Source organism: Pedobacter steynii (assembly GCF_001721645.1).
Taxonomy (GTDB): Bacteria; Bacteroidota; Bacteroidia; order Sphingobacteriales; family Sphingobacteriaceae; genus Pedobacter; species Pedobacter steynii_A.
The window spans coordinates 4,285,709-4,297,791 of sequence record NZ_CP017141.1 but is presented as its reverse complement, the minus strand read 5'-3'; the positions used below and the strand labels follow the sequence as shown (position 1 = coordinate 4,297,791).

Here is a 12,083-nt window from a genome sequence, read left to right as displayed (position 1 = left end):
AGCAAGGTTCATAAAGCAGAATTTTTTTTGACAGGGCTTTTAGAACTTTTCTTCTATGCCGAGGCCAAATAAAGCGAAGTCGTATTTTACGGGGTCAAGGGGATCAAATTCGGAGAGGTGACGACTCAATTCTACTGCAGTTTGCCAGTCGGTTTGTTTCCTGCTGATCAATCCTAGTTTGCGTGCTACCCGATCAACATGGACATCACAGGGGCAAATTAAATCTGCAGGCTTAATGGTGTTCCAGACTCCAAAATCTACTCCTTTATTGTCCTTTCTCACCATCCAGCGTAAAAACATGTTCAGGCGTTTGCAGGTGGATTTCTGTAAAGGGGAAGAAACATGCTTGATCGTTCGTCGGGGGAAATCCGGAAGGCTGAAGAAATAAGACCTGAAATGATTCAAGGCACGTTCTGTAGCCGGGACTTTCTTTAGTTCAGATAGCATACAGGCGGCAGAACTATAGCTGTTTGTAGCAGGAGTCGCTTCTTTCAGGTATTCTTCTCTAAAAACTGGTTCGGGCGCCAGAAAGGCAGTTTCAAGGCTGTCCGATTGTTCATAATGGTGCTTAAAGAACGATACGAAATAAAGCAGATCGGTATCGTTGAAAGTGCGGTGTTTGAAGTTTAGTAAACGCTTCAGGTCATCATCACTATGGTTCAGCATAAAGTCGTACGGCTCATTATCCATTCGCTGAAAGAGCTCGGTACATTTGTTGATGATCGTTTTGCGTTGCCCCCAAGCTAAAATTGCCGCAAAAAATGCGGCAATCTCAACGTCTTGTTTTTTTGAAAAACGATGTGGAATGCAAATCGGATCATTTGAGATAAAATCAGGCCTGTTGTATTGCTCAACTTTGAGGTCCAAAAAATCTTTAAGTTCCAGGAATTCCAATATTTCTTATTTTAAAGCTTGTTCTAAGTCTGCGATTAAGTCGTCGATATCCTCTACGCCAACACTGAGGCGTAAAAGGTTATCAGTAACACCTACTTTTTCACGTTCTTCTTTCGGGATAGAACCGTGTGTCATGCTTACCGGGTGATTGATTAAAGATTCAACACCGCCCAGAGATTCTGCCAGCGTAAAGACTTTGAATGAAGAAGCAATCCGGAAAGTTTCCTGAAGATCAGCATCCTTTAGGGTAATGGAAACCATACCGCCAAAACCACGCATTTGCTTTTTAGCAATATCATGATTAGGATGATCCTCAAAACCAGGCCAGTAGATCTTATCTACTTTTGGGTGGCTTTTAAGGAAACGGGCAACCTTCTCTCCGTTTTCACAATGTGCTTTCATTCTCAGGTGAAGGGTCTTAATCCCTCTAAGTACCAGAAAGGCATCCTGAGGTCCCGGAGTGGCGCCACAGGCATTGTAGATAAACCAAAGGTCTTTATACAACTGATCATCATTTACCAGTAGTGCACCCATAACGACATCAGAGTGACCGCCAATGTATTTGGTTACAGAATGCATCACGATATCAGCACCAAGATCCATAGGATTTTGCAGATAAGGAGAAGCAAAAGTATTGTCTACCGTCAGGATTAGTTTGCGTTCTTTGGTGATCCTGGCAATACCTTCAATGTCAATGATCTGCATAGTTGGGTTTGTAGGGGTTTCAATCCATACCAACTTTGTTTTATCATTGATATAAGGCAACATATTTTCTGGCTTTGACAAATCCAGAAAATGAAATTTAATGCCATATTTTGCATATACCTTGGTGAAAATACGATAAGAACCTCCGTAAAGGTCATTACCTGTAATGACTTCATCTCCCGGTTGCAACAACCTCAAAACGGTATCTGTAGCACCCATTCCACTTGAAAAAGCCAAACCGTGTTTCGCATTTTCCAAAGCGGCCAGACACGCCTCCAGGGCCTTACGCGTAGGGTTAGTACCTCTTGAATATTCAAATCCCTGATGATCACCAGGTGATTTCTGCCAATAGGTAGAGGTTTGGTATATAGGAGTCATTACTGCTCCGGTAGACGGGTCAGGTTCCTGACCGGCATGTATTGCTTTCGTTGCGAACTTCATATGTTATTATTTTGCTCTATTTCCGCTTTAAACTGATATCCCAGATGTTTACCTGTAGGATATCCGCTTGCCGCCAACATGGATTGTTTTTGATTTAAAGTTACTTCTTTTATTTGCGCAAAAGGAGGAATTACCAGATCCGAAGCCAAACAGAACAAAATTGACCTTTCTATGATGTCTGTCAGCTTCTCTTCTGTGACCAGATTATTGGCAATATCCTGGTACAGAAAATCCAGCGCCCCCTCTCCTTCCACCATAAAGTGCTTGTCTCTGTTGATGAGGATACGGGCGATCAGCGACCCTTCATCCGCCAGGCGGTTGTATTTAATAGAATCAGCCAGAAAATTATGAATATAGATCACACCACAGTAACTCAATGAAGGATCATCCTTAATGTATTTCGTTTGAAATATAGAATGGGCAGGTTCAAAGTTAAAAATATTACTGTGCATGGATACCATCAGCATATCGCCGGAAAACTTAAGCTGAGCTTCAAACTTATTATTCTCTTTATAGTCAATTTCGACAGAGGTATCTTTTACCCCGTAATCGTGTTTTAGTCTGCCGGCAGTCTTTGACAATTGCCTTTTCAACAATTCAAAAATCTCAGTTGTATTTCTGTAAATCGCCTGCTTTAAAGAAGCTTTATTTTCAAATTCTTTAAGTATTTTACCGTAATTTTCAGTATCCATTAAGTGTTGATTTAGTAAGCTCTGGCAAACAATACCCTTTGTTTAGATGGTTTACCAGAATAGATACAAACACCATCTTCCAGTTTATTGTTTAAAGGCACGCACCTGATTGTTGCTTTTGTTTCTTCTTTAATTTTCTGTTCTGTTTCTGGTGTTCCATCCCAATGTGCAGAAATAAATCCGGCTTTACCATCCAGCAGTTCTTTAAATTCATCATAAGAGTTCGCCTCAGTGGTATGCTCTTCTCTGAATTTTAATGCCTTATCGAAAATATTAGCCTGAATTTCCTCCAGTAACTGGGCAATATGAATATCAAGACCTTCCTGAATTACGGTTTGTTTTTCTCTTGTATCCCTGCGGGCAAGCTCAACAGTACCATTTTCCATATCTCTTCCACCAATAGCTAAACGAATTGGCACTCCTTTTAGTTCATACTCCGCAAATTTGAATCCCGGACGTTGGGTATCACGGTCGTCATATTTTACAGAGATACCAAGGCGTTTTAGTTTAGGCATCAGCTCATCTACAAATGTGGAAATGTTTTTCAGCTCCTCTTCTCCCTTATAAATCGGAACAATGACTACCTGAATAGGTGCCAATTTCGGAGGTAAAACCAATCCGGCATCGTCGCTATGCGCCATAATCAGTGCGCCCATTAAGCGGGTCGAAACGCCCCATGAAGTAGCCCATACGTGTTCTATTTTACCTTCTTTATTGGTGAATTTCACATCGAAAGCCTTTGCAAAGTTTTGTCCGAGGAAGTGTGATGTTCCTGCCTGCAAAGCTTTTCCATCCTGCATTAGCGCCTCGATACAATAAGTATCCAAAGCACCGGCAAAACGTTCATTTGGTGTTTTTAATCCTTTCACTACTGGTACACCCATCCAGTTTTCTGCAAAATCCGCGTACACATCCAGCATTCTTTCTGTTTCTTCAATTGCTTCCTGTGCAGTAGAATGTGCAGTATGCCCTTCCTGCCAAAGGAATTCTGTGGTACGAAGGAATAGGCGGGTACGCATTTCCCAGCGCACAACGTTAGCCCATTGGTTGATCAGTAGCGGAAGATCACGGTAAGATTGGATCCATCCTTTATAAGTGTTCCAGATGATGGTTTCGGAAGTTGGTCTTACGATCAGTTCCTCTTCCAGTTTGGCGGTTTCATCTACGACAATGTTTCCGTTTCCATCATTTTTAAGACGGTAATGTGTCACAACTGCACATTCTGTCGCAAAGCCTTCCACATGGGATGCTTCCTTTGAAAAATATGACTTAGGAATGAATAAAGGAAAGTAAGCATTGCTGTGGCCTGTATCTTTAAATTTCTGGTCCAAAACCGCCTGTATTTTCTCCCAAATGGAGTATCCATAGGGTTTTATCACCATACATCCTTTAACAGAGGAATGCTCTGCAAGGTCGGCCTTTATAACAATGTCGTTATACCACTGGGAATAATCTTCGTTTTTACTTGTAATACCTTTGCTCATAACTATTTGGAACGTTTTTTGTGTAAGTTTGCTTGTAATGTAGGCTACAAATTTATAAATTTATACCTACAAAAAACGTGCACACACAAAGAAAACATATAGTTATGAAACCTAACCATTTATTCACCAGTATGCTGGCCCTGACAACACTTGTTGTTGCGTCCTGCTCTGCGCCAAGATATGCGCAGCAAAGTACGAATGAGGATGATGTTTATGGCTCTACCGCAAAGGCGCAGATTTATACGCCACAGGAACGGCCGAGACAACAGGCTCCTCAGGACAATTACGATCAAAGCGACGAATATTATGGCACCAGTGATCCTTATTATGATATGGATTACTCTTCGCGTATCAATAGATTCTCTTACTCCAGCCCATGGAGATCATATTACGATCCTTATTTTGACAATGGATATTATGGCTATGGTAGCGGATACGGCTACAATGGCTTCTCTCTAGGTCTTAGTTTTGGTTCTCTATGGAATTCTCCATACTACGGATGGGGTAACTATTATTCTCCTTTTGGTTATAACCCATGGGGATGGAACAATTGGGGATGGAATAACTATTATGGCGGTGGAGGTTACTATGGTGGCGGATACTACGGAGGAGGTTACTGGGGCGGTGGATACATCGGCGGAGGAACCTATACCGGCAGAACGAACAATGCCCCAAGAGCAACAAGAGGCTACAGAGACGGAGCAAGATCTTCATACGGACCTTCAGGCAGGTCTTCGGAAACGGTGAGAACTGATTTTAATGGAAATGTGATTTCAAGAGGAACCAGAGCTGACATGTACGGCCCTAACCGTGCTTCCGGAAGCTCAAGAGCTTCCCGCGGAGAAGGCAGCAGGGCATCAACCCGCGATAACTACAGACCGCAACCATCGCAAGAGAGACAAAGTCGTGGCGAAAGCTACAGACCGGAACCTCAAAGCAGACCATCTTACAGTCCACCTCCATCACGTGGTGGAAGTGAAGGCGGTGGTGGTGGCAGATCTTCCGGCGGTGGCGGAGGAGGTGGCGGCAGGTCATCACGTGCAGGCAGAGGCTAGTCAGATCATTTTTTTATTATTCAGAAACACACATGAAAAAACTTTTATTGTCCTTAGTGGCTATAGTAGCCACTACAGGAAGTTTATATGCTCAAATTACGGCCGATGCACTAAGGTTTTCACAAACCAATTACGGAAGTTCTGCAAGGTTTAAAAGTATGGGCGGTGCCCAGATCGGAGTTGGTGGAGACATGAGTTCATTAGGCGGCAACCCTGCCGGCCTTGGCCTATTCACCAAATCAGAATTCAGCCTTACTCCTGAATTTAATATGATAAAAGGTAAAGCCACTTATTTAGGTCAGAATACAGACGCCACCAAAAATAAATTTAACCTGAACAATGTGGGTGTGGTATTTTATAGTCCAACCTTTAAACCTAAAGGTCAGGATCCATCAAAAGGAGTAATCAGCGCCGTATTCGGGATCGGATACAACCGCAATAATGATTTTACTGCAAATTATGTTTACGAAGGTCAGAATGCACCAAACTCCATTACAGATTACTTTGCTGAGGAAGCCAACAGATTCCACAATGGCGGAACATTAGACGATTTTTCGGTAGAGAAAATGGCTGAAGGCAGTAAATTAATCAGATACAATCAGCCTTCCGATGCCTTTTTATCAAATGCTGCTAGTATTAGCAATCAAAGGCAATCAGAGGTTAGAAGTGGTTCAAACTCAGAAGTGAATATCGCAGGAGCCCTGAACATTTCAAATAAATTCTATATTGGAGCAAGTGTGGCTTTTGTAAATGTACGCTACCTGACTGACCGTGTATTTTCAGAATCCGGTACGACAGTCGCTACCTCCCCTACGATGGGTACAAAATACGATATGAATTACTTTGTAAACTCAGAAATAAAAGGTTCTGGTTTTAATGGACGTATTGGTTTGATCTACAGACCTGAAAGCAATATCCGTCTGGGAGCTACCCTCCAAACCCCTACCTGGTTGTATTTTGATGACACCCAATCGACGACTATGGATTCCAAGCTTTATAGTGGACCACTGTCTGGTATCTACACCAATCCGGATGGTATTTCAAGCATTACTTATCGCTTGCGTACTCCATTAAAGGGATCATTTGGCGCAAGTTATGTAATTGGAAACCGGGCGTTACTTTCTGCAGATGTGGATTATATTGATTATTCTACCATGCAGTATTCCGTTGACCAGGACAATAACCAGGGCCAGTTAAATAACCTCAACAGACAAATCAAAACGAATTATAAAGAAGCAGTAAACTTCAGAGTTGGCGCAGAGTATAAAGTTGACAATGCAGTGAGCCTAAGAGCAGGTTATGGCAAAAATGGCACTCCGCTTAAAAACGATAAAGATTCTTACTTTGCGACTGACTTTTATAGTGCAGGTTTAGGTTATCGTGTAGGGAATTATTACGTTGACCTTGCTTACCAGCGTGTAGAAAACAATGTGGATTTGGATTCTTATTATTTAAATAATGAGCAGGAACCTGTTGCCAATATTAAAACCGGCAGAAACAATGTTTTCCTGACGTTTGGAGTAAGATTCTAAATAAGATATGGTCTTCTAAAATAGAAAAGAAAAGGGGTTGTAAATTACAACCCCTTTTTTATGATTTAAACAATCCTGAGAACCGTTCTATATTCTTCTCCACTATAGGGTCTTTTATCAGTTCAGGTGCATGATGAGGTTTCTTACGCGCATCAATAACCACTGGGCCTGTACATCCCCAATGTTTATGTGTGGTAAACGCCCCTATTCCATGGATATCTGAAGCAGGGTTACTCCTTGTAAAAGCAATCCATACCAGGTTATTTATGTTTTCAGCGGTAAAAGAACTGTCATCACATAAAACAATTAAAGCAATCCCCTCCAGGTCCCTATCTTTTAAATGTTGGTTTAAAGATTCCACCTCCAGTTCCGTCTGATGCTGATCCTGATACGGTCCGCTTTGAATGACTAGTACTCCAGGAATGGCCAGCTGCGCATCACTAAAAGACTCAGGAAGACTGAATCCAGCAGGAATCTGACCAGCTAATATTCTGCGTTTTTCTCCCGCAGCGGCAAATACTACCTTAGAACCACTATTCAACCCATCACCACTATAATCTAAAGTATCGATAGTGGTATTGGTATGGAAATGCAGATCGGTAGGGAAATCCATTCTCTCCAGTATATGCTGAAGGAATTTTGAAATGTGATGTGTATCCAGGGCTTCATCATCTTCTCTTGCAGCAATAAACAGGTATTTGGCCAGGCTCAGCTGATTTTTGCCAAGAATGTGATTTGCGATAGTTAATATCTCCTGAGGCCTGCGCTCTTTGAGAAAGGGGGTATAGCGTTCGCTTCCTATCGCAAACAGCAGGGGATGTACGCCTGCCGCATCTACCGCATTCAATTCCTTCAGACCGTGAATCTCTTTTGGCAATGCTGATCCGGCAATTTCATGAATCAATGCACCAAAACTGGTATCCTCCTGAGGAGGCCTTCCAACCACTGTAAAAGACCATATTGCATCTTTGCGATGGTATACGTTATGTACTTTCATCAATGGGAAAGGATGAGTTAAACTATAATACCCTAAATGGTCTCCAAAAGGACCTTCAGGTTTATTCTCCTGCGGATAAACTGTCCCGGTGATGACAAAATCTGCGTCTGCAGAAATGCAGAATCCCTCCTCATCGTAGAAATAACGGAATCTTCGGTTACCTAATGCACCGGCAAAAGTCATTTCTGACAATCCTTCCGGCAATGGCATTACTGCCGCCAATGGATGAGATGGTGGGCCTCCGACAAAAATACTTACTTTTAAAGGCTGCCCTTTTGCATTGGCTTTTGACTGATGTACCCCTATCCCACGATGAATCTGGTAATGGAGCCCTATTTCTTTGTCCTTCACGTAATCGTTGCCCGCAAGCTGAATGCGGTACATTCCCAGGTTTGCATTTAGTATTCCTGGTTTATCAATATCTTCTGTATAAACTTGTGGCATGGTGATAAACGGACCGCCGTCCATAGGCCAGTTCACAATCTGAGGCAAAGCACTGATTGTTGTCTTGCTAAATACGGATTTAAAAGTCTGCTTTAGGGGTAATGCAGTTAATGCGGTAAAGCCTATTCCAGGAAGTTTTAAAGGGTTTTTCAGCACTTTCATTGGGTCAGACCTCAGCCTCACCAGCTGCTCTACTTTATCCAGGCTATCCCTGAACATAAATTTGGAACGCTCCAATGTACCAAACAAGTTAGACACGGCCGGAAAAGGGCTTCCTTTAACTTTCTCAAAGAACAAGGCAGGCCCCTGCTCCTCATATACCCTTAAATGGATCGCAGCCATCTCCAGATATGGATCTACTTCTTCTTTAATCCTGATTAAATGGCCGTGTTTTTCTAAATCGGCAACGCATTCTGCTAAACTTTTATATCCCATTACCTGCCAAAGATATTAAACAATTGTTGTTTGACATAAAGCCATTAAATAGAAAAGACCATGCATAAATGCATGGTCCTTATCATTGGGGGGAAGTTATTGTTATTTCTTTCCGGCAAACGAGCGTAACATCCAGGTATTTTTCTCCTTGAATTGCATAAACCTGTTTACCATATCATTTGAACCATCGTCACCAGCTGCATCAGTAGCCTCCAGTAAGTCGCGCTCTATTTGGATCAACTGGGCCATATCGTCCAAAACGGCATCAACCATATCCAGATCTTTCATTCCAATTGTATCCGCCTCTTTAATCACTGACTCTTTAATATAGTCTGAAAAACGACTATGAGGGGGCTTTCCTAAGGTCAACACACGTTCAGCAATTTCATCAATAGTTAACTGGGCATTGGTATATAATTCTTCAAATTTGATATGTAGTGTAAAAAAGTTCTGCCCTTTAACATTCCAGTGACATCCTCTTAATTTCTGGTAATGCATATGGTAGTTAGCCAGATAGTCATTCAGCATATCTACTACAGGTTTCACTTTTTTCTCATTTAAACTGATTTCTTTTGCGTCCATGGTATTTATTTTTTTATTTTGTTGTAATTATAGGGATCGCATATATAACAATAGGGCTTATAAATGGTTTTGAAAATTGTTATTTTGGCGTACAATACCACTTTAAAATGAGCGTTAAATATTCAAAATTCCCGCTTTCTTTTATTATTCGTATAATTGCCCATTAAATTTAACAAGACATTAATGTATAAATATTATATAGTATCGTTGTTTGCAGTGGTTTTAAATCTATCTGCTGCTAATGCCAATACCAGTACCCGGGATTCTATAGGGGTAGAAAACCGCAACGGCAAAAAACTAATCCTACATCAGGTAGTAGCCAAAGACACTTATTATTCTATTGGAAGAAGGTATAGTGTAGTTCCAAAAGACATCATGACCTTCAACGACAACAAGTTTTTACAAATCGGGGTCGTAATCAAAGTACCAACTAATATTCCATTCGTTGCAGAACAGGCTCCTTCCAGAGTAAATGCCGCTGGTAAAACAACCGGTAACAATCAGAGTAATACTTCCGGAAATAGTTCAAATGAGGTATCGGAAGGTGGATTGATAGAACACACCGTTCAGAAGAAAGAAAACCTGAATATGCTTGCTGAAAAGTATGGTACCACGGTAAATGAGATTAAAAGAGTCAACAACCTGAGAACAATTAACCTCCAGATCGGCCAGTTGTTAAAAATCCCTGCCAAAAATGTGGTGGAAGAACAACCCCAAGAAACTGCCGGCACAACAAAAGCTGCTAATCCTCCCGTTACGGCTCAGCAGAACGTTCCAATAGAAAACAGGAAGAAAGAAGAAGTCCTGGTTCCGATTTTCCCTAAAAAACAACCAGTAGCTCCAGCACAAACCACTACTGCGCCACCAACAAGAAACACACCGGTTAATGCAACAACAGACTCTTCCGCTTCAGAAGAACTGCTCGTGCATACTGTTGCTTCCAACGAAACGATATACTCCATTGCCACTACCTATAAAATGACAATGGATCAGTTAAAGGCAAAGAACGGGCTTAATACAAACTCCCTTTCTGTAGGTCAGAAATTAATCATAAGAGGCCAATACCCGGCAAAACCGACACATAATGAAGTAGAAACCCCTACTGACACTTTAAATTCTATAAAAAATCCTTCCTTAAGGTTACCTGCCAGCAGATACGGCCTGAACCAAATGGACGAAAAAGGAACAGGAATCTGGATTGCTGATCCGGATCTTGATCCCTCAAAAATGCTGGTATTACACCGTACTGCCCCTATCGGAACAGTTATGAAAATTACCAATCCAATGAGCAACAGATCAACCTTTGCAAAGGTTGTTGGTAAATTTACAGAGAATGAGTCCACAAAAGATGTTATCATTGTAATGACTAAAGCTGTTGCTGATGCATTAGGAGCCTTAGACAAGAGATTTTTTTGTAATTTAACGTACGGTGGACAAGACAATGAACAATAAACCATTTATCATTGGTATTGCGGGGGGAAGTGGTTCCGGTAAAACCTTTTTTTTAAATTGTTTCTTACATCATTTTAAAAATGATGAAGTTACCCTGGTATCCCAGGATGACTATTATATTCCTGTGGGAGAAATGACCCAGGAAGAAAACAAACTCTATAATTTCGACTTACCTTCTACCATTGATCACGAGCAGTTTTTACTGGATATTAAAAAACTGGTCAAAGGTGAAGTGATCTACAAAAAGGAATATAATTTCAATAATCCTTTGGCAGTAACTAAAATTCTGGAGATTAACCCAGCTCCTATTATTATTGTAGAAGGGCTTTTTATTCTGCATTTTGAGGAGATCGCAGCGATGCTGGATCACCGTATATTTGTAGAGGCTGAAGATGCGGTTGCCTTGGCACGACGCATCAAACGTGATGGAATGGAACGTGGTTACTCTGAAGAGGATGTAACTTATAAATGGATAAACCATGTCGTTCCGGCATATCATGAATATTTACTGCCGTATAGAGAAAGTTGCGATAAAGTAATTGTTAACAATTTCGATACTCCGGATGATATTATTAAAATCACAGATGAAATCTCTGTAGATTTAAAAGTAAAATACTGTAAACACAAACAGGAATAAAATAAGAAAGGGACGCGATGGCGTCCCTTTCTTATTTAGGTTAGGGGCATTCCCCTGACTTCTTTATCTTAGTTAAAAACCATTTCCGGAACATGATCTTCAGCAAACAGTTTTCCTGTGGTTGCCTGTCTGATATAATCCACACTCACTCCCGGTGCCCTTTCAATCAGTTTAAAACCTCCTTCAGGGAGTACATCCAGTACCGCCAGCTCCGTCACAATTTTCTTAATACAATTCACTCCGGTAAGCGGCAAGGTGCATTTCGGCAGGAGCTTACTTTCTCCGGCTTTATTTACATGTTGCATCGCAACGATAATATTCTTTGCAGAAGCCACCAGATCCATTGCTCCACCCATCCCTTTCACCATTTTCCCTGGAATCTTCCAGTTCGCGATATCTCCGTTTTCAGACACCTCCATAGCACCCAGAATCGTCAGATCTATCTTCTGACTTCTGATCATGCCAAAACTCAGCGCAGAGTCAAAAATAGAAGACCCTGGCAAGGTGGTAATCGTTTGTTTCCCTGCATTGATCAAATCTGCATCTTCCTCTCCTTCAAAAGGGAAAGGTCCCATTCCCAGAAGTCCGTTTTCAGATTGCAGGACTACATTGATTCCTGCAGGAATATAATTGGCTACCAATGTGGGAATACCAATCCCTAAATTCACATAAAATCCGTCTTTGATTTCTTTTGCGATACGCTTCGCAATTCCGTCCTTATCCAACATACTAA

Annotated in this window: 11 protein-coding genes; 4 read left to right on the top strand and 7 right to left on the bottom strand. The window is 41.4% G+C overall.

Annotated features, from left to right (window positions below; translation table 11 throughout):
* Positions 1–39: 39 nt before the first annotated feature.
* From BFS30_RS17740 to proS, 4 genes are read right to left on the bottom strand one after another with little or no spacing between them, the layout of a single operon-like run.
* Complete coding sequence (locus BFS30_RS17740) at positions 40–894, bottom strand: TIGR02757 family protein (protein WP_069380519.1); 855 nt, start codon at positions 892–894, stop codon at positions 40–42.
* Positions 895–900: 6 nt separating this feature from the next.
* Positions 901–2,040 carry a cystathionine gamma-synthase gene (locus BFS30_RS17735; RefSeq protein WP_069380518.1) on the bottom strand — a complete coding sequence of 380 codons (1,140 nt, stop codon included), beginning with the start codon at positions 2,038–2,040 and terminating at the stop codon, positions 901–903.
* Complete coding sequence (locus tag BFS30_RS17730) at positions 2,037–2,732, bottom strand: hypothetical protein (RefSeq protein ID WP_069380517.1); 696 nt, start codon at positions 2,730–2,732, stop codon at positions 2,037–2,039. Before BFS30_RS17730 ends, BFS30_RS17735 begins: the two co-directional genes overlap by 4 nt.
* 11 nt (positions 2,733–2,743) lie before the next feature.
* Positions 2,744–4,216, bottom strand: a complete 1,473-nt coding sequence (proS, locus tag BFS30_RS17725; protein ID WP_069380516.1) for a proline--tRNA ligase — start codon at positions 4,214–4,216, stop codon at positions 2,744–2,746.
* Between the two features lie 104 nt (positions 4,217–4,320).
* Between proS and BFS30_RS17720 the strand changes: the two genes are divergently transcribed.
* Positions 4,321–5,271: a hypothetical protein gene (locus tag BFS30_RS17720; protein WP_157262951.1), complete on the top strand. Its 951-nt coding sequence runs from the start codon at positions 4,321–4,323 to the stop codon at positions 5,269–5,271.
* Between the two features lie 32 nt (positions 5,272–5,303).
* Entirely contained in the window at positions 5,304–6,803 is a 1,500-nt protein-coding gene (locus BFS30_RS17715) for an OmpP1/FadL family transporter (protein WP_069380514.1), read from the top strand.
* 58 nt (positions 6,804–6,861) lie between these two features.
* Here BFS30_RS17715 and BFS30_RS17710 read toward each other — a convergent pair whose 3' ends face one another.
* Together BFS30_RS17710 and BFS30_RS17705 are read right to left on the bottom strand one after the other, a co-directional pair.
* Positions 6,862–8,679 (bottom strand): UbiD family decarboxylase, encoded by a 1,818-nt coding sequence (locus BFS30_RS17710; RefSeq protein WP_069380513.1) that lies wholly within the window; start codon positions 8,677–8,679, stop codon positions 6,862–6,864.
* A gap of 102 nt (positions 8,680–8,781) precedes the next feature.
* Complete coding sequence (locus BFS30_RS17705; protein WP_069380512.1) at positions 8,782–9,261, bottom strand: Dps family protein; 480 nt, start codon at positions 9,259–9,261, stop codon at positions 8,782–8,784.
* 183 nt (positions 9,262–9,444) lie between these two features.
* On the opposite strand from BFS30_RS17705, the gene BFS30_RS17700 reads away from it, so the two are divergent.
* Positions 9,445–10,713 carry a LysM peptidoglycan-binding domain-containing protein gene (locus BFS30_RS17700; protein WP_069380511.1) on the top strand — a complete coding sequence of 423 codons (1,269 nt, stop codon included), beginning with the start codon at positions 9,445–9,447 and terminating at the stop codon, positions 10,711–10,713.
* Complete coding sequence (locus tag BFS30_RS17695; protein WP_069380510.1) at positions 10,703–11,350, top strand: uridine kinase family protein; 648 nt, start codon at positions 10,703–10,705, stop codon at positions 11,348–11,350. The genes BFS30_RS17700 and BFS30_RS17695 overlap by 11 nt, the downstream gene beginning before the upstream one ends.
* A gap of 68 nt (positions 11,351–11,418) precedes the next feature.
* Here the strand turns inward: BFS30_RS17695 and BFS30_RS17690 are convergent, their stop codons facing one another.
* Complete coding sequence (locus BFS30_RS17690) at positions 11,419–12,078, bottom strand: CoA transferase subunit B (RefSeq protein WP_069380509.1); 660 nt, start codon at positions 12,076–12,078, stop codon at positions 11,419–11,421.
* Positions 12,079–12,083: the final 5 nt, after the last annotated feature.